Origin of the sequence: Pseudomonas sp. WS 5071 (assembly GCF_012985765.1) — a bacterium.
GTDB classification, from domain to species: Bacteria; Pseudomonadota; Gammaproteobacteria; order Pseudomonadales; family Pseudomonadaceae; genus Aquipseudomonas; species Aquipseudomonas lundensis_A.
Map to the genome: position 1 here is coordinate 20,353 of NZ_JAAQWY010000009.1, position 22,105 is coordinate 42,457.

The 22,105-nt window shown below is 57.5% G+C and carries 19 protein-coding genes and 1 pseudogene; 4 read left to right on the plus strand and 16 right to left on the minus strand.

Annotation, left to right across the window (positions count from 1 at the left end):
• Nucleotides 1-21: 21 nt before the first annotated feature.
• The 15 genes and pseudogenes from rnhB to rpsB form a co-directional block, all read right to left on the minus strand.
• Entirely contained in the window at nucleotides 22-639 is a 618-nt protein-coding gene (gene rnhB, locus HBN61_RS07600; protein ID WP_047277190.1) for a ribonuclease HII, read from the minus strand.
• An 11-nt stretch (nucleotides 640-650) separates the two neighbouring features.
• Nucleotides 651-1,781 (minus strand): lipid-A-disaccharide synthase, encoded by a 1,131-nt coding sequence (lpxB, locus tag HBN61_RS07605; protein WP_047277192.1) that lies wholly within the window; start codon nucleotides 1,779-1,781, stop codon nucleotides 651-653.
• 2 nt (nucleotides 1,782-1,783) lie between these two features.
• A complete protein-coding gene (gene lpxA, locus HBN61_RS07610) occupies nucleotides 1,784-2,560 on the minus strand; it encodes an acyl-ACP--UDP-N-acetylglucosamine O-acyltransferase (protein ID WP_047277194.1) in 777 nt (258 codons plus the stop codon).
• Complete coding sequence (gene fabZ / locus HBN61_RS07615) at nucleotides 2,557-2,997, minus strand: 3-hydroxyacyl-ACP dehydratase FabZ (protein ID WP_047277196.1); 441 nt, start codon at nucleotides 2,995-2,997, stop codon at nucleotides 2,557-2,559. Before fabZ ends, lpxA begins: the two co-directional genes overlap by 4 nt.
• Before the next feature lie 109 nt (nucleotides 2,998-3,106).
• Nucleotides 3,107-4,161: pseudogene (lpxD, locus tag HBN61_RS07620) on the minus strand (UDP-3-O-(3-hydroxymyristoyl)glucosamine N-acyltransferase).
• A gap of 2 nt (nucleotides 4,162-4,163) precedes the next feature.
• Complete coding sequence (locus HBN61_RS07625) at nucleotides 4,164-4,667, minus strand: OmpH/Skp family outer membrane protein (RefSeq protein WP_016781988.1); 504 nt, start codon at nucleotides 4,665-4,667, stop codon at nucleotides 4,164-4,166.
• A 43-nt stretch (nucleotides 4,668-4,710) separates the two neighbouring features.
• On the minus strand, nucleotides 4,711-7,038 hold the full coding sequence (gene bamA / locus HBN61_RS07630; protein WP_047277198.1) for an outer membrane protein assembly factor BamA: 2,328 nt from the start codon (nucleotides 7,036-7,038) through the stop codon (nucleotides 4,711-4,713).
• 75 nt (nucleotides 7,039-7,113) lie between these two features.
• Complete coding sequence (gene rseP, locus HBN61_RS07635; RefSeq protein ID WP_047277200.1) at nucleotides 7,114-8,466, minus strand: sigma E protease regulator RseP; 1,353 nt, start codon at nucleotides 8,464-8,466, stop codon at nucleotides 7,114-7,116.
• A gap of 44 nt (nucleotides 8,467-8,510) precedes the next feature.
• Entirely contained in the window at nucleotides 8,511-9,698 is a 1,188-nt protein-coding gene (gene ispC, locus HBN61_RS07640; RefSeq protein WP_047277202.1) for a 1-deoxy-D-xylulose-5-phosphate reductoisomerase, read from the minus strand.
• Nucleotides 9,695-10,501, minus strand: coding sequence for a phosphatidate cytidylyltransferase (locus HBN61_RS07645; protein ID WP_047277204.1), 807 nt, complete (start codon nucleotides 10,499-10,501; stop codon nucleotides 9,695-9,697). Before HBN61_RS07645 ends, ispC begins: the two co-directional genes overlap by 4 nt.
• Complete coding sequence (gene uppS, locus HBN61_RS07650) at nucleotides 10,501-11,256, minus strand: polyprenyl diphosphate synthase (protein WP_047277206.1); 756 nt, start codon at nucleotides 11,254-11,256, stop codon at nucleotides 10,501-10,503. The genes HBN61_RS07645 and uppS overlap by 1 nt, the downstream gene beginning before the upstream one ends.
• Nucleotides 11,257-11,271: 15 nt before the next feature.
• Nucleotides 11,272-11,829 carry a ribosome recycling factor gene (gene frr, locus HBN61_RS07655; protein ID WP_047277208.1) on the minus strand — a complete coding sequence of 186 codons (558 nt, stop codon included), beginning with the start codon at nucleotides 11,827-11,829 and terminating at the stop codon, nucleotides 11,272-11,274.
• Nucleotides 11,826-12,569, minus strand: a complete 744-nt coding sequence (pyrH, locus tag HBN61_RS07660) for a UMP kinase (protein ID WP_047277210.1) — start codon at nucleotides 12,567-12,569, stop codon at nucleotides 11,826-11,828. Before pyrH ends, frr begins: the two co-directional genes overlap by 4 nt.
• Before the next feature lie 205 nt (nucleotides 12,570-12,774).
• Nucleotides 12,775-13,647 (minus strand): translation elongation factor Ts, encoded by an 873-nt coding sequence (gene tsf, locus HBN61_RS07665; protein WP_047277212.1) that lies wholly within the window; start codon nucleotides 13,645-13,647, stop codon nucleotides 12,775-12,777.
• A 206-nt stretch (nucleotides 13,648-13,853) separates the two neighbouring features.
• Complete coding sequence (gene rpsB, locus HBN61_RS07670; protein ID WP_047277214.1) at nucleotides 13,854-14,594, minus strand: 30S ribosomal protein S2; 741 nt, start codon at nucleotides 14,592-14,594, stop codon at nucleotides 13,854-13,856.
• A 378-nt stretch (nucleotides 14,595-14,972) separates the two neighbouring features.
• Between rpsB and map the strand changes: the two genes are divergently transcribed.
• The 3 genes from map to dapC are packed head-to-tail and all read left to right on the plus strand — an operon-like array spanning nucleotide 14,973 to nucleotide 19,740.
• On the plus strand, nucleotides 14,973-15,755 hold the full coding sequence (gene map / locus HBN61_RS07675) for a type I methionyl aminopeptidase (protein ID WP_047277216.1): 783 nt from the start codon (nucleotides 14,973-14,975) through the stop codon (nucleotides 15,753-15,755).
• Between the two features lie 56 nt (nucleotides 15,756-15,811).
• A complete protein-coding gene (locus tag HBN61_RS07680; protein WP_047277218.1) occupies nucleotides 15,812-18,514 on the plus strand; it encodes a [protein-PII] uridylyltransferase in 2,703 nt (900 codons plus the stop codon).
• A 26-nt stretch (nucleotides 18,515-18,540) separates the two neighbouring features.
• Nucleotides 18,541-19,740, plus strand: coding sequence for a succinyldiaminopimelate transaminase (gene dapC, locus HBN61_RS07685; protein WP_048376659.1), 1,200 nt, complete (start codon nucleotides 18,541-18,543; stop codon nucleotides 19,738-19,740).
• Nucleotides 19,741-19,795: 55 nt separating this feature from the next.
• Here the strand turns inward: dapC and HBN61_RS07690 are convergent, their stop codons facing one another.
• Nucleotides 19,796-21,442: a Na+/H+ antiporter gene (locus HBN61_RS07690; RefSeq protein ID WP_169836364.1), complete on the minus strand. Its 1,647-nt coding sequence runs from the start codon at nucleotides 21,440-21,442 to the stop codon at nucleotides 19,796-19,798.
• A 249-nt stretch (nucleotides 21,443-21,691) separates the two neighbouring features.
• Here HBN61_RS07690 and HBN61_RS07695 point away from each other — a divergent pair, with 249 nt between their 5' ends.
• Nucleotides 21,692-22,063, plus strand: a complete 372-nt coding sequence (locus HBN61_RS07695) for an ArsC family reductase (protein WP_047278272.1) — start codon at nucleotides 21,692-21,694, stop codon at nucleotides 22,061-22,063.
• Nucleotides 22,064-22,105 lie beyond the last annotated feature (42 nt).

A 22,105-nucleotide genomic window follows, 5' to 3' on the forward strand; every position in this document is an offset into this window, starting at 1 on the left:
GCAAAAACATCAGCCTTGGGGCTAAACCTCGGTCAAGCCTTCACGGGCTTCGTAGGCACGGCGCACCGGCCCGAAGGACCGGCGATGAATTGGCGTAGGACCCAGACGCTCTAGGGCTTCAAGGTGGACCGCCGTCGGGTAGCCTTTATGCCCGCCAATACCGTAACCCGGGTATTGCAACTCGAAGGCTGCCATTTCACGGTCACGGCTGACCTTGGCCAGGATCGATGCCGCCGCAATGGCTGGCACCTTGCTGTCACCCTTGACCACGGCTTCGGCCGGCATGGCCAATGTGGGGCAGCGATTGCCGTCGATCATGGCCAGTTTCGGGGTGATGCTCAACCCTTCTACAGCGCGCTGCATGGCCAACATAGTGGCATGCAGGATATTCAGCTCGTCGATCTCTTCGACTTCAGCCCGGGCAATGCACCAGCTCAAGGCCTTTTCGCAAATTTCGTCATACAGCTTTTCGCGACGCGCTTCAGTCAGTTTTTTTGAGTCATTAAGACCGGCGATCGGCCGGGCCGGGTCCAAAATCACTGCTGCCGTGACCACGGCGCCGCACAACGGGCCGCGACCCACTTCGTCCACACCGGCCACAAGGTCTTCGACCAGATTGAAGTCCAATCCGATTTGCATAGTCACTTTACTCATTTGGAGTGTGCAATCAGCTCAAGCACCGCTTTGGCGGCCTGATTGGAAGCGTCGAGACGCAACGTACGATGAATTTCGTCGAAACCCCGGGTTTGCTCCTGGCCATTGTCCAGCAGTGGCAACAGGGTCTTGGCCAATGCCTCGGGGGTGGCGGCATCTTGCAGCAACTCGGGCACCAGCATCCGCTGGGCCAGCAAGTTGGGCAGAGACACGTAAGGGCTTTTCACCAGACGCTTGAGAATCCAGAACGTAACCCGCGACAAGCGATAAGCCACCACCATCGGCCGCTTGTACAGCAACGCCTCAAGCGTGGCGGTGCCCGAGGCGATCAACACCGCGTCACAGGCAGCCAAGGCCAGGTGCGAGCGCCCGTCGAGCAAGGTCAAGGGCAAGTCCCGCTCAGCCAGCAACTGTTCGATTTGCACCCGGCGCGCAGCATTGGCACAAGGCAATACAAAACGTGTGTCGGGCCGAGCTTCGCGGATTTTTAGGGCAGCGTCCAGGAACAGCCCACCCAATTTGCCCACTTCCCCGCCACGACTTCCCGGCATCAAGGCGACCAACGGGCCGTCAGGCAACCCCAGTTCGGCACGGGCAGCGGCTTTATCGGCCTCAAGGGGAATGGTGTCCGCCAGCGTATGGCCAACAAACCGCACCGGCACGCCATGCTCTTCGTAGAATTTGGCTTCAAACGGCAACAACGTGAGCATCAAGTCGCAACCTTCGCGAATTTTCAGCACGCGTTTCTGCCGCCACGCCCACACGGACGGGCTGACGTAATGCACGGTCTTGATGCCAGCACGCCGTAACTGAAGCTCGATATTGAGGGTGAAATCAGGCGCATCGATGCCGATAAACACATCAGGCTTTTCGGCAATGAGGGTCTGGATCAGCGCTTTGCGGCGTTTGAGCAACTCGCGCAAACGGCCAAGCACCTCAACCAGCCCCATGACCGACAGACGCTCCATCGGGAAGTAAGAGCGCATGCCCTGCGCTTCCATCAGCGGGCCTCCTACACCGATAAATTCAATATCGGGGTGCTGAGCCTTGAGCGCACGCATCAGGCCTGAACCCAGAATGTCGCCAGAGGCCTCACCCGCCACCAGCGCAATACGCAACCTGGCCATGATCAGCGGGTAATGCCGCGGGTCGATGAACGAATCGACTCCACAAACAGCGCAACTTCCGGGAACTGCGCAGAGGGTTCAGCCAGTTCGGCAAGTGCTTGCTCGACCGTCAGGCCCTGGCGGTAAACCACCTTGTAGGCCCGACGCAAGGCGTGAATCGCGTCATCACTAAAACCACGACGGCGCATGCCCTCGAAATTCATGCTACGGGCTTCGGCAGGGCTGCCAAACACCGTGACAAAGGCCGGAACGTCCTTGCCAATTGCTGTGCCCATGCCTGAAAAGCTGTGAGCACCGATATGACAGAACTGATGCACCAGCGTGAAACCCGACAGGATCGCCCAGTCCCCCATGTGCACATGGCCCGCCAGCGCGGCGTTGTTGACCAGAATGCAATGGTTGCCGATTACGCTGTCATGCCCGATGTGGGCGTACGCCATAATCAGGTTGTGGTCACCCAGGGTCGTCTCGGCACGGTCCTGAACCGTGCCGCGATGGATGGTCACACCTTCGCGAATCACATTGTGGTCACCGATCACCAGGCGTGTCTCTTCACCCTTGTACTTCAGATCGGGCGTATCTTCACCGACTGATGAAAACTGGTAGATACGATTGTGCTTACCGATTTTGGTTGGGCCTTTAAGAATGACATGCGGCCCAATCACTGTTCCCTCGCCGATTTCCACACCTGCGCCGACGATCGACCAAGGGCCGACCACGACGTCGTCGGCCAGAATGGCCGTCGGATCGATGATTGCGCGAGGGTCAATCAAACTCATAGTTTGCGTTCCGCACAGATAATTTCAGCCGAGCATACCGGCTTGCCATCTACCGTTGCCTGGCACTCGAACTTCCAGATCGAACGTTTGCAGCTCAGGAACTTGGCTTCCAGGATCAATTGATCGCCCGGCAACACGGGCTGACGGAAACGCAGTTTGTCGGAACCGACGAAGTAATACAGCGTCCCGTCTGCAGGTTTCACGTCCAGCATCTTGAAACCCAGAATGCCCGCAGCTTGCGCCATGGCTTCGATGATCAACACGCCGGGCATGATCGGGTGCGCCGGAAAGTGACCGTTGAAGAACGGTTCGTTGATGCTGACATTCTTGTAAGCACGAATGCGCTTGTTCTCGACATCCAGATCCACCACTCGATCCACCAGCAGGAAAGGGTAACGGTGAGGCAGATATTCGCGAATCTCGTTGATGTCCATCATTTCGTGGGGAAGCCTGTAATAAAGATTGGGCGCGCGCTACGAAGGCACGCTCCTCTAGCAAATCAAGAACACAGACCCTTGGCCCTGCGCGCTTGATATGGAAATAGTATTAGCTTTCAGATGAAGCGATACCGTCAGGGGTCACTTCTCGACGCGTTTTTCCAGTTGTTTCAATCGTCGCGCGATGTCGTCCAGCTGGCGAATACGTGCCGCACTCTTGCGCCATTCAGCCGCTGGCTGCATGGCTGTTCCGGAAGAGTAAGCACCCGGTTCGGTAATGGAGTGAGTCACCATGGTCATCCCGGTGAGGAAAACGTTGTCGCAGATCTCAATATGCCCCACCAAACCGACACCACCGGCCAACATGCAGTGCTTGCCGATTTTAGTGCTTCCTGAAATCCCGACACACGCGGCCATCGCCGTATGGTCACCGACCTGCACGTTGTGCGCGATCTGAATCTGGTTATCGAGTTTGACCCCATTGCCAATCACCGTATCTGCCAGGGCACCACGGTCGATGGCAGTGTTCACACCGATCTCGACATCATCACCAATGGTCACGCCGCCGATCTGGGCAATTTTTTGCCAGACACCCTTCTCGTTGGCGAAACCGAAACCTTCGCCTCCCAGCACGGCACCCGACTGAATCACAACACGCTTACCGATGCGAACATCGTGATAAAGCGTCACGCGCGGCGCCAACCAGCCACCCTCACCGATTTCACAGCGAGCACCGATAAAGCAATGAGGCCCGACGGTCACGCCAGCCGCAATGCGCGCACCGCTTTCAATCACTGCAAAGGCGCCGATGCTGGCCGCAGGGTCTACCATCGCATCCGCCGCAATCACGGCTGAAGGATGCACACCGGCAACCGCCTTGGGCTTGGGGTCAAACAGGTGGGAAATACGGGCGTATGCCAGGTAAGGATCCGGCACCACCAAAGCATCACCGGCATAGTCTTCAGCGTCGGCTGACTTGAGCAAAACGGCTCCAGCCTGACAATCGACCAAGAACTTTCGGTACTGCGGGTTGGCCAGAAAGCTCAACTGAGATGGGCCAGCCTCTTGTAAAGTGGCTAGCCCAGTGATTTCTTTCTCCGCGCTGCCACGCAAGGTGGCACCGAGGAACTCGGCCAATTGGCCGAGTTTTATAGTCGCAGTCATAATTACTTCAGCTGATTCATGCGCTCAATGACTTGGCGAGTGATGTCGTATTGAGGTTTGACATCGATCACTGCACCACGCTCGAACACCAGGTCATAGGCGCCTTTCTTGATGACTTCTTCAACAGCGCTGTCCAGTTTTGGCTTCAGCTGTTTCAGCATTTCACGGTCAGCAACGGCTTTGGCTTCGTTCAGCTCCTTGGACTGGAACTGGAAATCGCGGGCCTTTTGCTTGAATTCAAGCTCCAGACGCTCACGCTCGCCTTGCTGCATTTTGTCGCCGCCTTTGACCAGACGATCCTGAATGCCTTTGGCACTGCTTTCCAGGGACTTCAGTTTGGTCAGTTGCGGACCGAATTTCTTCTCGGCATCTACGGCGTAACGCTTGGCAGCGTCAGATTCCAGCAGCGCCATCTGATAGTTCAGAACGGCAATTTTCATGTCGGCAAACGCCGGACCTGCTACCAGAACCGAAGCCAGGAGAACCAATTGAGTCAACTTACGCACGATGCACTCCTACTAAATCCGTTGTTTATCTAAAGTCAGGCTTTTAGAAAGTCTGGCCGAGGGAGAACTGGAACACTTGGGTATCTGCGTCATCCGGTTTCTTGATCGGCATGGCCAAGCTGAAGCTCAACGGGCCAAGTGCGGTCACCCACGTTACGCCAACACCCACAGAGCTGGCCATATTACTAAAGCTGATATCGCAATCTTTTGTGGTCGACTTGCAGTTGGTGTCGAAAACATTACCCACATCCCAGAACACGGAGGTGCGCAGGGAACGTTGATCTTTCACGAACGGCATCGGGAACAGAACTTCTGCCCCGCCCTGGATCAGGACGTTACCACCAAACGGCAGCGGATCTTGATCCGGGTCATTCTTGTTCGGGGTACTGCGTGGACCCAGCGCACTGTCCTTGAAACCACGGACCGAGTTGAAACCACCTGCATAGTAGTTCTCGTAGAACGGCAGCCCCGACGTCGAGCCATAGCTGTCACCGTAACCCAGCTCGGTGTGCAGGCGCATGGTGTAGGTGTCGGTCAACGGCTGGAACAACTGGGCGCGGTAATCCAGTTTGTAGAACTGGAGATCACTGCCCGGAATGGTGGTTTCAAGCGTCAAGCTTTGCGAGCTGCCGCGTGTCGGCAACACACCTTTGTTCAGGGTCGATTCGGACCAGCCGGCAGAAGCCTTGAAGTTCAGGAACTTGTCGCCTTCCTTGTTGATGAAATCGAAGATCTCGTCAACGGTGTAGGTGCCGGTACTGATTTCATCCTGCTGCACGCTCAGGCCATAGGTCAGGCGCGAGGTATCGCTGATCGGATACCCCATGGTGATACCCGCGCCCAGGCTGTCGACCGAGTAGTTTGCTACATCAACATCGAGGTCTTTGTAGTCGGTCGTGCGGTAGAACGCGTTGTAACCCAGGCTCACGCCATCAGCGGTCCAGTACGGGTCCACATAACTGAAGTTGTAACGGCTCTGGTACTCACTGCGGGTCAGGCCCACGCTGACGCGGTTACCCGTACCCAGGAAGTTGTTCTGGGTAATCGAACCACCCAGGATCAAACCGGCGCTTTGGGCAAAGCCGACGCTGGCGGTGATCGAACCGGAAGCCTGTTCTTCTACGGCGTAGTTCACATCGACCTGGTCGTCTGTACCGGGCACGGCCGGGGTTTCAACGTTCACTTCCTTGAAGAAGCCCAGACGTTCAAGGCGCACCTTGGACTGGTCGATCAGGTAAGTCGACGCCCAGCCACCTTCCATCTGACGCATTTCGCGACGCAGTACTTCGTCTTCCGACTTGGTGTTGCCGCGGAAGTTGATACGGTTGACATAAGCACGCTTGCCTGGATCCACCACGAAGGTAATGGCCACGGTGTGGTCTTCCGGGTTTGGCTGAGGCACGCCGTTGACGTTGGCGAAGGTATAACCTTCGTTACCCAGACGACGGGTGATCAGCTCGGAGGTCGTGGTCATCAGCTTGCGGGAGAACACCTGGCCCGGCTGAACCAGCAGCAGCGACTTGATCTGATCTTCAGGAACCTTGAGGTCACCGCTCAGCTTCACTTCGCCCACATTGTACTTTTCGCCTTCATTCACGTTGACCGTGATGTAGACGTTTTTCTTGTCCGGGGTGATCGATACCTGAGTGGAGGCGATATCCATGTTGATATAGCCACGGTCGAGGTAATACGAGCGCAGGCGCTCAAGGTCACCGGACAGTTTTTCACGCGCATACTTGTCGTCATTCTTGAAGAACGACAACCAGTTGGTGGTTTTCAGCTCAAACAGGTCAACGAGGTCTTCTTCCGGGAAGACGGTATTGCCCACCACGTTGATGTGCTGGATAGCCGCAACCGTGCCTTCGTTGATGTTGACCTTCAAGGCGACCCGGTTGCGAGGTTCGGACACGACTTCAGTGTCGACCGTCGCCGAGTAACGACCCTGGGCAACATACTGACGTTGCAGTTCGTTACGTACACCCTCAAGGGTGGCACGCTGGAAGATTTCACCTTCGGCAAGACCCGACTGTTTAAGACCTTTCATCAGGTCATCAGTGGAAATAGCCTTGTTTCCGTCAATGGTGATGCTCGAAACGGAAGGACGTTCGACAACCGTAATGACGAGCACATTGCCATCACGACCCAGTTGGATATCCTGAAAGAAACCGGTTTTGAACAACGCACGAGTGGATTCCACCAACCGGCGGTCATCCGCTACCTCACCCACGTTCAGCGGCAACGCGCCAAACACGCTACCAGCGGAAACCCGCTGCAGCCCGTTGACACGAATATCAGAGATAGTGAAGGACTCGGCGTGAACTTCGGCGATCATCAGTACGGTGAGAACCGCAGTTAGCAGCAGACGTTTCATGAAGTCCTTTCTTATTCCAACTGGCAATAAACAAACTGCCGCAAAATGCGGCAGATTCGCAATTCAGCGAAGCGTTTACAGACGTCCCAGGTCGTTGACCAGGGCAAGTAACATCACCCCGACCACCAAACTGATACCGATCTGCATTCCCCAACCCTGCACCCGATCCGACAAGGGACGACCACGCGCCCACTCGATCAGATAAAACAACAAATGCCCCCCATCCAGTACCGGGATGGGCAACAAGTTCAGAACCCCAAGACTGATACTCAGATAAGCCAGGAAATTCAAGAAGTCCGCGACACCCGACTGGGCAGAAGCGCCCGCCACTTTAGCAATGGTTATCGGTCCACTCAAGTTTTTTACCGAGAGCTCGCCGAACAACATTTTCTTGAGTGAGTCGAGCGTCAATACGCTCATCGTCCAAGTCCGTTTGGCGCCCTCGCCGATCGCGGCGAGCGGGCCGTAACTGACCTCGCGAATCATCTCCGGCGGCCAGTCCACACCCTTGACCCCAGCCCCCAGATAACCGGTTGCGGCCTTGCCTTCACCGCGCGCCGCCAATGCCACGGGGATGTCGATCGGCACACCATCACGCTCGACGCGCAATACGATTTTCGCCTCAGGACGTACCCGGACCCAATCCACCACCTGCTGCCAGTCCTTGACCGGTTGATCGTTCATGGCCAGCAGTTTGTCACCGGTTTTAAGACCCGCGGCCTGGGCCGGGCCTTCAGGATCAAGCTCAGCCAGTACGGCCGGCAACTCTGGACGCCATGGACGAATCCCCAGCGAACTGATTGGGTCAGGCTCGTTAGCCCCTTTTAACCAGTCATGCAGAACCAGCTCATGAGTCGACTCCGAAGTGCTCCCCGCCTCACGAACGGCCACGTGAATCGAACCGCTCTCGCCCAGGCGGCGCACGAGCTGCAGATTCACATTGGACCAGCCCGAAGTGGGCTCTCCATCAATCGAAACGATTTCCTGCCCGGGCACCAGACCGGCTTGCGCTGCCAGGCTACCGCTTTCGACTGCGCCAATGACCGGGCGCACTTGCTGGCTGCCCAGCATGGCCAGAATCCAGAAAAACACCATCGCCAGCATGAAGTTGGCAATGGGGCCCGCTGCAACGATGGCAATGCGCTGCCCGACGGTTTTGCGATTGAAGGATTGGCCCAGCAGCTCAGCCGGCACCTCCCCTTCCCGCTCATCAAGCATTTTCACGTAGCCGCCCAACGGGATCGCTGCCACTACAAACTCAGTGCCCTGACGGTCGTGCCAGCGCAGCAAGGGCGTGCCGAACCCCACAGAGAAGCGCAGAACCTTGACGCCACAACGGCGCGCCACCCAAAAGTGACCGAATTCATGAAAAGTGACCAACACCCCCAACGCAACCAGGGTGCCAACAATCATATAAAGCGCACTCATCTACTTTCTCCGTGATCCTGTCCGGTTACGGCAAGCAGCACTGATCAGCCCTGACGGCTCAACCATTGATCAGCCAACTCTCGCGCCCTGGCATCGGCGGCAAAGACTGCCTCTAACTCATTAACGGGCACCACTGGCTCGTTGTTTAAAACGTCTTCAATCAATTGCGCTATGTGCGGGTAGCGGATTCGCCCATCGAGGAAGGCCGCCACCGCCACTTCATTGGCCGCATTGAGCATGGCCGGCGCGCTGTCACCAGCCGCCGCCGCTTCACGGGCCAGGCGCAGACAAGGGAAGCGCTGCTCATCCGGGCGCTGGAAGTCCAGACGCGCCACGGAAAACAGATCCAGCGGCGCCACACCCGAATCGATACGCTCAGGCCACGCCAACGCATTGGCAATCGGCGTGCGCATGTCAGGATTGCCCAACTGCGCAAGCACCGACCCGTCTATGTAGTCCACCAGCGAGTGAATGACGCTTTGCGGATGAATCACCACCTCAACCTGAGCGGGCTTGGCATCAAATAGCCAGCACGCCTCGATCAGCTCAAGGCCTTTATTCATCATGCTCGCTGAGTCGACCGAGATTTTTCGCCCCATCGACCAGTTAGGGTGAGCACACGCCTGATCGGGCGTGACATGCGCCAGATCAGCCAATGGGGTTTCCCGGAAGGGCCCACCAGAGGCGGTCAGCAGAATCCGTCGCACGCCAACCTGACTCAGCCCACGGGCGAAATCCTGCGGCAGGCACTGAAAGATCGCGTTGTGCTCGCTGTCAATGGGCAGCAATACCGAACCGCTACGCCGCACCGCCTGCATGAACAGGGCGCCAGTCATGACCAGCGCTTCTTTGTTCGCCAAGAGAATTTTCTTGCCCGCATTCACTGCCGACAAGGTTGGACGCAACCCGGCAGCACCGACGATGGCTGCCATAACGGCATCCACCGCAGGCGCGGAGGCGATATCACATAAACCCTGTTCGCCCACCAACACCTCGGTGTTGAGGCCCGCTGCGCGCAGATCAGCTTGCAGCTGACGCGCGGAACGCTCATCCGGCACCACTGCAACCTGAGGCGTGTGCTGAATGCACAATGCCAGCAGTTGCGCGAGACGGCTATAACCGCTCAGCCCGAACACTTGATAGCGATCCGGGTGGCGAGCAATCACATCCAGCGTACTCAGGCCAATCGAGCCGGTAGCGCCCAGCACCGTAATCTGTTGAGGACGGCTCATGATGCAGCCATCCACAGCAACACGGCGAACACGGGAATGGCGGCCGTCAAACTGTCGATACGATCGAGTACGCCGCCATGCCCCGGCAGCAACTGACTGCTGTCCTTAATGCCCGCCTGACGCTTGAACATACTTTCTGTGAGATCGCCCACCACTGAAATCAATACGATAACGGCAGCGCCTGCCAAAGCAGCAACCATCTGAGAGGCACTCCAGCCGCGCACCACGCCGACAACAGCCGTGATCAGCAGGCTCAGCAACAAACCGCCAAAAACGCCTTCCCAGCTTTTGCCGGGGCTGACTTTAGGGGCCAGTTTGCGCTTGCCGAATTTACGCCCGGAAAAGTACGCGCCGATATCGGCGCCCCACACCAGCACCATCACCGCCATGATCAGCCAGTTACCCAGCGGCATCGCCTTGATCATCACCAGCCCTTGCCAGGCCGGTAGCAAAATCAGCAAGCCGATGACCAGCTTGACTGCAGCACTGGACCAGCGTGATGCGGAATCAGGAAACGTGAGCACCAGAAACGTCGCCAACGCCCACCACACCACCGCGGCCACCAACACCCACGGGGCAAGATCAGGCAACAGGTGCAGACCAAACAGCAATAAGGCCACGACGAGGGCAAAACCGACACGGGCCGTTTGAGCTGTAAATCCGGCAAGGCGCGCCCATTCCCAAGCCCCGAGGGTGACGACCAGCCCGATGAAGAGCGCGAAGTTAGACCCATCAAGAAGGAAAAAGCCGCACAAAGCGATTGGCAGCAGGATAAGTGCAGTGATGATGCGTTGCTTAAGCATTAAACCCGGGCTCCAGCCTCAACCTGCTCGCTTGTTTTACCGAAGCGACGCTGGCGAGAAGCGAAATCAGCCAATGCATGACGCATGGCTTCGTGTTTGAAGTCCGGCCAGAACAGGTCGGAGAAGTACAGCTCGGAATAGGCCAACTGCCACAGCAGGAAGTTGCTGATACGGTGCTCGCCCCCTGTGCGGATACACAGGTCAGGCAACGGCAGATCGCCTGTTACCAGACAGGTTTGCAACAAATCCGGGGTGATGTCTTCAGGCTGCAAATGACCTGCCTGAACCTCACGCGCCAAACGTTGCGCAGCCTGCGCGATGTCCCACTGCCCACCATAATTGGCGGCAATTTGCAGGACAAAGCGCCCGCTGCCTGCGGTGATCGCCTCCGCTTCGCGCATCGCCGCTTGCAACTCGGGATGAAAACGGGAGCGATCGCCAATGATGCGCAGGCTGATGTTGTTTTCGTTGAGACGCTTGGCCTCACGACGCAGCGCCTTGAAGAACAAATCCATCAAGGCACTGACTTCAGCCGCAGGACGCTGCCAGTTTTCGCTGGAAAACGCGAACAGGGTGAGCACTTCGACCTTGGCCTCGGCACACACCTCAATCACGGCGCGGACTGCGTCCACACCCGCTTTATGCCCGGCAACACCCGGCATAAAGCGTTTTTTCGCCCAGCGATTATTGCCATCCATGATAATCGCGACATGTCGCGGCACGGATGACGACACAGCCTGCTTGGTCTTTTCCATAAAACGCCCTGACCCTTATACGGCCATCAGGTCCGCTTCTTTCTGCTTGGTAGCCGTTTCGATATCCGCGACAGCCTTGTCGGTCAGCTTCTGGATTTCGTCAGCTGCGCGACGTTCTTCGTCTTCACTGATTTCTTTCTCTTTAACCAGGTCTTTCAACTGGCTCAACGCATCACGACGGATATTACGTACCGCAATACGCGCATCTTCAGCCGCATCACGCGCCTGCTTGGCGAATACTTTACGGGTTTCTTCCGTCAGGGCTGGCATGGAGATCAGCAGCAATTCGCCCAGGTTGGTCGGATTGAGGTTCAAACCAGCGCTTTGAATCGCCTTATCCACGGCTTGAAGCATGTTGCGCTCAAACGCCACGACCTGCAGGGTGCGAGAATCTTTAACGGTTACGTTCGCGACCTGACTAAGCGGTGTATCAGCACCGTAGTAAGGCACCATCACGCTACCCAAAATGCTTGGGTGAGCCTTGCCGGTACGAATCTGACCAAATGCATGGCTCAGCGATTCCAGCGATTTCTGCATACGCGTTTGTGCGTCTTTCTTGATTTCGTTGATCATTGTTGACCTTCCTCGATCAGAGTGCCTTCAGCGCCGCCGTGAACGATGTTGAGCAGGGCGCCGGGCTTGTTCATGTTAAAGACACGTAATGGCATCTGGTGGTCGCGGCACAGACAAATAGCTGTCAGATCCATCACGCCCAGCTTGCGATCCAGCACTTCATCGTAAGTCAGATGATCGAACTTCTCGGCATGCGGGTCTTTGAATGGATCTGCGGTGTAAACACCGTCAACCTTGGTGGCCTTGAGTACTACGTCGGCGTCGATTTCAATGGCGCGCAAGCACGCGGCAGAATCCGTTGTGAAGAATGGATTGCCTGTACCCGCAGCGAAAATCACCACTTCCTTCGCGTTCAAGTGACGCATGGCCTTGCGACGGTCGTAATGATCCGTCACACCCACCATGGAGATGGCCGACATTACGATGGCGGAGATATTCGCACGTTCCAGCGCATCGCGCATCGCCAGGGCGTTCATCACGGTCGCGAGCATCCCCATGTGGTCGCCAGTAACGCGATCCATACCGGCAGCGCTCAATGCAGCGCCACGGAACAGATTGCCACCACCAATCACCAAACCTACCTGAACGCCGATACCCACCAACTGGCCGACTTCCAGCGCCATGCGGTCGAGCACCTTGGGGTCGATCCCGAACTCTTCAGAGCCCATCAGGGCTTCGCCGCTTAGCTTGAGTAGAATGCGTTTATAGCGAGCTTGATAACCACTGCCCTGCTGAGCCATTGCGAATCTCTCCTGCCGCGTTTTATAAAAAATCTGTGCGAGGCTGTTTTCAGCCTGCGTTTACTCTAGCTTGGCGCCGGATAACAGCACCATCGGATCGCGATTTTGTACACCGGTTCCGCCGGGCGAGGTAAAACCTTCACCCATTTGAAAAGAGGCTGCGCGCGTGAGCGGGCAGCCTCTTGGGTCGACAGTTGAAACCGTCTTATTGCTTGTTGGCTGCAGCCACTTGAGCAGCAACTTCTTCAGCGAAGTTGTCAACTGGCTTCTCGATGCCTTCGCCTACTTTGAAGTAAGTGAAGGAAACGATTTCAGCACCGGCCTTCTTGGCCAGCTCACCGACCTTGATTTCAGGGTTCTTGACGAACGCCTGCTCAACCAGGCTGGCTTCTGCCAGGAACTTGCTGATACGGCCTTTGACCATATTTTCAACAATGTTTTCTGGCTTGCCTTTGATTTTTTCTTCGTTCAGCTGCAGGAACACAGCTTTTTCGCGCTCGATTGCTTCTTCAGAAACTTCCGAAGGCAGCAGGAACTCAGGGTTGCTCGCCGCTACGTGCATGGCGATGTCACGAGCCAGCTCAGCGTTGCCGCCTTTGAGCGAAACCACAACACCGATTTTGTTGCCGTGCAGGTAAGCGTCAACCACGTCACCTTCAACACGCACCAGACGGCGAATGTTAACGTTCTCGCCTACTTTGGCAACCAGTGCTTCACGAGCAGATTCTTGAGCGGCGATCAGCGGAGCTGCGTCGGTCAGTTTGTCCGCGAATGCTTTTTCAACGCTGGCAGCCACGAAGTTTTTGAAGTCTTCTTGCAGAGCCAGGAAGTCGGTTTGCGAGTTAACTTCAAGAATAACGGCAGACTTGTTATCGTCAGCAACTTTCACTGCGATAGCGCCTTCAGCAGCAACGTTGCCTGCTTTTTTGGCGGCCTTGATGGCGCCCGAAGCACGCATGTCGTCGATGGCTTTTTCGATGTCGCCGCCAGCCTTGGTCAAGGCTTTCTTGCAATCCATCATGCCTTCGCCAGTACGCTCACGCAGTTCTTTAACCAACGCTGCAGTAATCTCTGCCATTTCAAAATTCCTCTTGGATAGGTTTTCAACCATTCCACCCGACCAAACGGGCGTTCAATTCGTATGAAGCCTGCCTCGATGCAACCCTGTGTGCCGCAATTTGATACAGCAACGACAGAGGCCTGTCCAACAAATGGATTTCGAGGTGGCAAAAAGGGGGCCAAGCCCCCTTTTTGCGTACTGAGTAAACGCTAGGCGTTTATTACTCAGCCTTCAACCGCTGCAGCTGGAGCGTCTTCGACGAAAACGTCGGTGCCGCCAGCAACGTGGTTACGGCCACGGATAACAGCGTCAGCCATCGCACCCATGTACAGCTGGATAGCGCGGATTGCGTCATCGTTGCCCGGGATGATGTAGTCAACGCCTTCCGGGCTGCTGTTGGTATCGACAACGCCGATTACCGGGATGCCCAACTTGTTAGCTTCGGTGATCGCGATACGCTCGTGGTCAACGTCGATAACGAACAGAGCGTCTGGCAGACCGCCCATGTCCTTGATACCACCCAGGCTACGATCCAGCTTTTCCAGATCGCGAGTGCGCATCAGCGCCTCTTTCTTGGTCAGCTTGGCGAAAGTACCGTCTTCTGCCTGCACTTCAAGGTCACGCAGACGCTTGATGGAAGCACGGATGGTTTTGAAGTTGGTGAGCATGCCGCCCAACCAGCGGTGATCCACGTACGGCGAACCGCAACGTGCTGCTTCTTCAGCAACGATCTTGCCAGCGGAACGCTTGGTGCCGACGAACAGAATCTTGTTTTTGCCCTGGGCCAGACGCTCTACGAAAGTCAGAGCTTCGTTGAACATTGGCAGGGTTTTTTCAAGGTTGATGATGTGAATCTTGTTACGCGCGCCAAAGATGTATTTACCCATCTTCGGGTTCCAGTAACGGGTTTGGTGACCGAAGTGCACACCGGCCTTCAGCATATCGCGCATAGTGACTTGGGACATGATAGTTCCTTAGTAAGTCGGGTTAGGCCTCCACGTATCCCAATGACCAACCAGCAGCTTCGAGCTGAAGGCACCCAGGTCATCGTGTCGACACGTGTGTGGGTTTGTGCTCACCGGGCTATACCCGGAAAGCGGCGCATTTTATAACACAAGACGGCCAAAAAACGAAACACGGATTCTGACTTTCTTCCACGCGCTTTTGCGCAAGCCGCGCAATAGCGCCAGAATGCCCCTTTCTATCAAGAGAAGCGATGGCGCAAGGCTCATGATTAACGCCGACCGTCTGTTAGAATCGCGTTTTTTCGCGGTGCGCGACGCCAGCCGTCACTTCGCACCTGCAATTCCGTTGATGAGCGCTAACGCGCAAAGAGAGCCTGTATGACCGTCACCCTCAAAACCCCCGAGGACATCGCAAAGATGCGCGTCGCCGGCAAACTGGCCGCCGAAGTCCTGGAAATGATCGCCGAGCACGTCAAGCCCGGCGTCACCACCGAAGAGCTCGACCGCATTTGCCACGACTACATTGTCAATGTGCAAAAGGCCATCCCGGCCCCGCTCAATTACAAAGGTTTCCCGAAGTCGATCTGCACCTCGGTCAACCACGTTGTCTGCCACGGCATTCCGGGCGACAAGGCCCTGAAAGACGGTGACACCCTGAACATCGACGTCACGGTGATCAAGGATGGCTACCACGGCGACACCAGCCGCATGTTCCACGTCGGCAAAGTGCCGGTCTGGGCCGAGCGCCTGTCGCAAGTGACCCAGGAATGCATGTACAAAGCCATCGAAATCGTCAAACCGGGCTGCCGCCTGGGTGATATCGGCGAAGTCATCCAGAAGCACGCCGAAAAGAACGGGTTTTCCGTCGTGCGTGAGTTCTGCGGCCACGGCATCGGCAAGGTATTCCACGAAGAGCCGCAGATCCTGCATTACGGCCGCGCCGGCACCGGCATGGAACTTAAAGCTGGCATGACCTTCACCATCGAGCCGATGATCAACCAGGGCAAGGCAGACACCAAAGTACTGGGTGATGGCTGGACCGCAATCACCAAGGACCGCAAGCTGTCGGCACAGTGGGAACACACCCTGTTGGTCACCGAGACGGGCTACGAGATTTTCACCCTGCGCAGCGATGACACCATCCCCCGCGTTTCGGCCTGATGTTTGCAGTCGCTTCTTTATAGATAGCCACAACCCAGCCATAGGAAAGCCAATCGATGCCGCAGGTGGATCCCGAACTTTTTGACCGTGGCCAGTTCCAGGCCGAGCTGGCCTTAAAAGCCAGCCCCATTGCCGCATTCAAAAAGGCGATCCGCCAGGCACGTGAAGTGCTCGACGACCGTTTTCGCAAAGGGCGCGACATTCGTCGCCTGATCGAAGATCGCGCCTGGTTCGTCGACTGCATCCTGAATCAGGCCTGGGACCAGTTCAGCTGGAGCACCGACGCCGACATCGCCCTCGTGGCCGTGGGCGGCTACGGCCGTGGCGAGCTGCACCCCTACTCCGACATTGACCTGCTTATCCTGCTGGATAACGCCGATCACGAAATTTTTCGCGACTCCATTGAGCGCTTTCTGACATTACTTTGGGACATTGGTCTGGAAGTCGGTCAAAGCGTGCGCTCGGTGGACGAGTGTGCCGAGCAGGCCCGGGCCGACCTGACCATCATCACCAACCTGATGGAAAGCCGCACCGTGGCGGGCCCTGAACATCTGCGCCAGCGCATGCTGGATGTCACCAGCACGGCACACATGTGGCCCAGCAAGGATTTCTTCCTGGCCAAGCATGCCGAACAGAAAGCCCGGCATCACAAATACAACGACACCGAATACAACCTGGAGCCCAACGTCAAAGGCTCGCCCGGCGGCCTGCGCGATATCCAGACCATCTTGTGGGTAGCGCGACGCCAATACGGCACCCTGAGCCTGCGCGCACTGGCCGGACAGGGGTTTCTGGTGGAGAGCGAGCACGCCCTGCTCGCCTCCTCCCAGGAGTTTTTGTGGAAGGTTCGCTACGCCCTGCACATGCTGGCCGGGCGCGCCGAAGATCGCCTGCTGTTCGACCATCAGCGCAGCATCGCTGAACTGCTGGGCTTCACCGGTGATGACACCAAGCACCTGATCGAAAACTTCATGCAACAGTATTACCGGGTGGTCATGAGCATCGCGCAGCTCAGCGACCTGATCATCCAGCACTTCGAAGAGGTGATCCTCGCCCCCGAAGACGAAGCGCCACCCGCCCCGATCAACTCGCGCTTCCAGTTGCACGACGGCTACATCGAAGCCACCAGCGACAACGTGTTCAAACGCACACCGTTCGCCATGCTGGAAATCTTCCTGCTGATGGCCCAGCGCCCGGAAATCAAGGGCGTGCGCGCCGATACGATTCGCCTGCTGCGTGAACATCGCTACCTGATCGACGACGATTTCCGCAACGACATCCGCAACACCAGCCTGTTTATCGAGTTGTTCAAATGCAAAATCGGCATTCACCGCAACCTGCGGCGAATGAACCGCTACGGCATTCTCGGGCGCTATTTGCCTGAATTCGGCTTTATCGTCGGCCAGATGCAGCACGATCTGTTCCACATCTACACCGTCGACGCCCACACGCTGAACCTGATCAAGCACCTGCGCAAATTGCAGTACACCCAGGTGTCGGACAAATTTCCGCTGGCCAGCAAATTGATGGCCAAGCTGCCGAAACCGGAACTCATTTACCTGGCAGGCCTTTACCACGACATCGGCAAAGGCCGCCATGGCGACCATTCCGAGATTGGCGCCGTGGATGCCGAAGCGTTTTGCATCCGTCATCAACTGCCCCAGTGGGACACGCGCCTGATCGTGTGGCTGGTCCAAAACCACTTGGTGATGTCGACCACCGCCCAACGCAAAGACCTGTCCGACCCGCAAGTCATCCACGATTTCGCCCAGACAGTCATCGATGAAACCCACCTTGACTACCTGTATGTACTGACCGTGGCCGACATCAACGCGACCAATCCGACCCTATGGAATTCGTGGCGGGCCAGCCTGTTGCGCCAGCTCTATACCGAGACCAAGCGCGCCCTGCGTCGCGGGCTGGAAAACCCTGTCGACCGCGAAGAGCAAATCCGCCAGACCCAAAGCGCGGCCCTCGACACGCTGGTGCGCAACGGCAACGATCAAGACGATGTCGAGCAGCTCTGGTCGCAGCTGGGGGATGACTACTTTCTGCGCCACACCTCCTCCGATGTGGCGTGGCACACCGAGGCCATCCTGCAACAGCCGGCCGACGGCGGCCCGCTGGTGCTGATCAAGGAAACCACCCAGCGCGACTTCGAAGGCGGCACGCAGATTTTCATCTACGCCCCCGACCAACACGACTTCTTCGCCGTGACAGTGGCGGCAATGGACCAGCTCAACCTGAACATCCACGACGCGCGCATCATCACGTCCAGCAGCCAGTTCACCCTCGACACCTACATCGTGCTCGATAACGATGGCGACTCGATTGGCAACAACCCGGAGCGCATCGAAAAGATCCGCAAGGGCCTGACCGAAGCCCTGCGCAACCCGGATGACTACCCGACCATCATCCAGCGCCGCGTGCCGCGCCAGCTCAAGCACTTCGCCTTTGCGCCACAGGTCACGATCCATAACGATGCACAACGCCCCGTAACGGTGCTCGAACTCAGCGCACCCGACCGCCCCGGCCTGCTGGCCCGCATCGGCATGATCTTCCTGGAATTCGATCTGTCGCTGCAAAACGCCAAGATCGCGACGTTAGGCGAGCGCGTCGAAGACGTTTTTTTCATTACCGATGAAAACAACCAACCCTTGTCTGACCCCCAACTGTGCATACGCCTGCAGGAAGCAATCGTGGAGCAATTAACGGTCAATAAAGATTCCGCCCCAGAACCGTGGCGCCTGAGCATTTAAGCGCCGCCGAGTGAGATCCGCACCCGATGAACAACGCTCTGAACCAGTTGCAGCCTTACCCGTTCGAAAAATTGCGCGCCTTGCTGGGCAGCGTGCAGCCCAATGCCGACAAACGCCCGATTGCGCTGTCGATTGGCGAGCCCAAGCACCGCTCCCCCGATTTCGTGGCCAAAGCCCTGGCCGACAACCTCGACCAGATGGCGGTCTACCCGACCACGCTGGGCATCCCGGCCCTGCGCGAGTCCATTGCCCACTGGGCTGAGCGCCGTTTCAACGTGCCTGCGGGCTGGCTCGACCCGGCGCGTAACATCCTGCCGGTCAACGGCACCCGTGAAGCGCTGTTTGCCTTCACTCAAACCGTGGTCAACCGTGGCGACGACGCGCTGGTCATCAGCCCGAACCCGTTCTATCAAATCTACGAAGGCGCGGCCTTGCTCGCCGGGGCCACGCCGCACTACCTGCCATGCTTGGCTGAACACGGCTTCAACCCCGATTTCGACGCTGTCCCGGCCGACACGTGGCAGCGCTGCCAGATCCTGTTCCTGTGCTCGCCGGGCAATCCGACCGGCGCCCTGATCCCGCTTGAAACCCTGAAAAAGCTGATTGCGCTGGCCGACGAACACGACTTCGTGATTGCCGCCGATGAGTGCTACAGCGAACTCTATTTCGACGAAACCACCCCGCCCGTCGGCCTGCTCAGCGCCTGCGTAGCCTTGGGCCGCGAAGATTTCAAACGGTGCGTGGTGTTCCACAGCCTGTCCAAGCGCTCGAACCTGCCAGGGCTGCGGTCCGGCTTCGTTGCCGGTGATGCCGACATCCTCAAGGCGTTCTTGCTCTACCGCACCTACCACGGCTGCGCCATGCCTGTTCAAACCCAATTGGCCAGCATTGCCGCCTGGAACGATGAAGCCCACGTGCGCACCAACCGCGACCTGTACCGCGAGAAGTTTGACGCTGTGCTGGAGATTCTGAGCCCGGTCATGGACGTACAACGCCCGGATGGCGGCTTTTATCTGTGGCCGAATGTGAAAGGTGACGACGCCGCGTTCTGCCGCGACCTGTTTGCCGAAGAACACGTGACTGTGGTGCCGGGCTCGTACCTGTCACGTGAAGTCGATGGTTTCAACCCGGGCGCGGGCCGCGTGCGCATGGCGCTGGTCGCCCCACTGGCTGAATGCGTGGAAGCCGCAGGGCGGATTCGCGCGTTTATTGAACGCCGCACATAACCCCTGAAGCTGCAGGAGCGAGCACGCTCGCTCCTGCACACCGGCACGCACCGCGTTACTTCACTGTCCCCAGATTGGCTTCACTCAAGTCCAGATCGCGCAGGATTTCGCTGAGCACGTCATCGCCAATATCGTGATGTCGACGCAGGCTGTAGAGCTCCAGGCGCTGTGCCCTGAGTGCTTTAAGGCGCAGGCGGCCTTCCAGTTCATCCATCTTCGATGCCAATGCCTGCGCTTCTGCAGAATCATTGAACACGTCAAGTTGATGCCGGTATTCAGACATGATCCGCGCCTTCAGCTCTGCGGCCAACGCCGCCTGGGCAGCGTCCGGCGGATGGTCTGGGTCAATCACCTCCTCGGTTTCCAGCGCATGGATGGCGGCCTCCGCCGTACGGCGCCAGGCTTCACGCACTTCAGTGCGCATCGCGTCATCCGAGCTTTGGGCGATGCCGCGCAACAATAACGGCAAGGCAATACAAGCCACGATCAACGACAGCAAGATCACCCCGGCCGCAATAAAGATCAGCAGCTCACGCTCGGGGAAATCAAGCCCTTCATTGAGCAACAAGGGAATCGACATCACGCCCGCCAGCGTCACTGCCCCGCGCACACCGCCTACGGTCAGAATCCAGCAGGAACGGGCCGTCGGCACCATCGTCAGTTCTTGCTTGCCGCGCCAGCGCCGCAATAAGCCGGACAAGCGCCAGATGCTCTGCACCCAGATAAAGCGCAGTGCGATCAAGACCAGGAAGATCACCACCACATCCAGGATGCGATACATCAACGTGGGCCAGAGGTGGGTTTCCAGCCTGACAACCGCCTTGATGATGTCAGGCAGTTGCAGCCCCAACAGCAAGAAGATCAGCCCGTTAAACGCAAATTCCAATAAGCCCCAGACGCTGCGGTTCAGCAAACGGGTACTGGTTTGACGCGGCAACAGGTCCAGCCAGCTCTGCATCATCCCCGCCGCCACGGCCGACAAAATCCCGGACGCGCCCAGACGCTCGGCCAGTACGTAGGCGGCGAAGGGCAGCAGCAACATGAACACAACGTGCGTTGCCGGGTCGTCCCAACCGCGAGCGATCATCCACGAGCGCATGCGCCCGACCACCCAGCTCAACGCCACACCAATGGCCAGGCCGCCACAGGCCACCAACAGGAAGGTGACGCTGGCATTGGCCAACGAAAAAACGCCCGTGATCGCTGCCGCCAACGCGAATTTGAACGTCACCAGGCCCGTCGCGTCATTCATCAACGCTTCCCCTTGCAACATATGCATCAAGGGCGCCGGTAAACGGTTTTGCGCAATGGCTGAGACCGCCACGGCGTCGGTCGGCGACAGGACGGCAGCCAGCGCGAAGGCAACGGGTAAAGGAATGGTCGGCAGCAACCAGTGAATGAAGTACCCCGCGCCCACCACCGTAAATAACACCAACCCCACGGCCAGCGTCAGGATCGGCCCCTTAAGGCGCCAGAATTCGCGCTTGGGGATGCGCCAGCCATCCGAAAACAGCAACGGCGGCAAGAACAGAAACAGGAACAGCTCGGGGTCCAGCGCCACGTGCAGCCCCAGAGTAGGCCAGGCCAGCAAAGCGCCCGCGGCGATTTGCACCAAGGGCAGCGGCAACGGAATCAAACGCCCCAACAGACGCGAGACCCCCACCAGCATCAGCAGGATGAGGACGGTATAGGCGGTTTGCATATCAGCAAGGTTCCCGGACACGCCGCTTTAATCAGAACGGCTTTAAACTAAACATAAGTAGCAACACTTTTCCATCAAGAGCCATAGTAGCCTTTAACCACTAACTCTGACCGCTGAACAAAAGTCGCAATGGCGTGATGACATGTCACAACACTGTGGCAACCTCTACGGCTGGCGCATCCGGCGCGCCGGTCGTGGCATAATCCGCGACCGCTCATTTTCAGCATCTCCAAAGGAGGGGCAATTTCCGTGACCGACTCGAGCAAGACGTTGCACCTTTTTGGCATTAAAGCCTGCGACACCATGAAAAAAGCTCGCACCTGGCTGGATGAACATGGGGTGCCTTACGATTTTCACGACTACAAAAGCAGCGGCATCGACCGCGATCACCTGAACCAGTGGTGCAACGAACACGGCTGGCAAGTGGTGCTCAACCGGGCCGGAACAACCTTTCGCAAACTCGACGACGAACACAAAGCCGATCTCGACCAAGCCAAAGCCGTTGAACTGATGCTCGCCCAACCCTCGATGATCAAGCGCCCGGTGCTCGATCTCGGTGACAAAACCCTGATTGGCTTCAAGCCAGATCTTTATGCGGCGGCCCTTCTTCAAAAGGCTTAAAGGCCATGGTTCCGCCCATTTATTTTTGTAAGAGGTAATTGC

Excerpts from the sequence above, each read along its gene's own strand:
- rnhB (WP_047277190.1), bottom strand. The coding sequence starts at position 639 with ATGCAAATCGGATTGGACTTCAATCTGGTCGAAGACCTTGTGGCCGGT.
- lpxB (WP_047277192.1), bottom strand. The coding sequence starts at position 1,781 with ATGGCCAGGTTGCGTATTGCGCTGGTGGCGGGTGAGGCCTCTGGCGAC.
- lpxA (WP_047277194.1), bottom strand. The coding sequence starts at position 2,560 with ATGAGTTTGATTGACCCTCGCGCAATCATCGATCCGACGGCCATTCTG.
- fabZ (WP_047277196.1), bottom strand. The coding sequence starts at position 2,997 with ATGATGGACATCAACGAGATTCGCGAATATCTGCCTCACCGTTACCCT.
- bamA (WP_047277198.1), bottom strand. The coding sequence starts at position 7,038 with ATGAAACGTCTGCTGCTAACTGCGGTTCTCACCGTACTGATGATCGCC.
- rseP (WP_047277200.1), bottom strand. The coding sequence starts at position 8,466 with ATGAGTGCGCTTTATATGATTGTTGGCACCCTGGTTGCGTTGGGGGTG.
- ispC (WP_047277202.1), bottom strand. The coding sequence starts at position 9,698 with ATGAGCCGTCCTCAACAGATTACGGTGCTGGGCGCTACCGGCTCGATT.
- HBN61_RS07645 (WP_047277204.1), bottom strand. The coding sequence starts at position 10,501 with ATGCTTAAGCAACGCATCATCACTGCACTTATCCTGCTGCCAATCGCT.
- uppS (WP_047277206.1), bottom strand. The coding sequence starts at position 11,256 with ATGGAAAAGACCAAGCAGGCTGTGTCGTCATCCGTGCCGCGACATGTC.
- frr (WP_047277208.1), bottom strand. The coding sequence starts at position 11,829 with ATGATCAACGAAATCAAGAAAGACGCACAAACGCGTATGCAGAAATCG.
- pyrH (WP_047277210.1), bottom strand. The coding sequence starts at position 12,569 with ATGGCTCAGCAGGGCAGTGGTTATCAAGCTCGCTATAAACGCATTCTA.
- tsf (WP_047277212.1), bottom strand. The coding sequence starts at position 13,647 with ATGGCAGAGATTACTGCAGCGTTGGTTAAAGAACTGCGTGAGCGTACT.
- rpsB (WP_047277214.1), bottom strand. The coding sequence starts at position 14,594 with ATGTCCCAAGTCACTATGCGCGATATGCTGAAGGCCGGTGTGCACTTC.
- map (WP_047277216.1), top strand. The coding sequence starts at position 14,973 with ATGACCGTCACCCTCAAAACCCCCGAGGACATCGCAAAGATGCGCGTC.
- HBN61_RS07680 (WP_047277218.1), top strand. The coding sequence starts at position 15,812 with ATGCCGCAGGTGGATCCCGAACTTTTTGACCGTGGCCAGTTCCAGGCC.
- dapC (WP_048376659.1), top strand. The coding sequence starts at position 18,541 with ATGAACAACGCTCTGAACCAGTTGCAGCCTTACCCGTTCGAAAAATTG.
- HBN61_RS07690 (WP_169836364.1), bottom strand. The coding sequence starts at position 21,442 with ATGCAAACCGCCTATACCGTCCTCATCCTGCTGATGCTGGTGGGGGTC.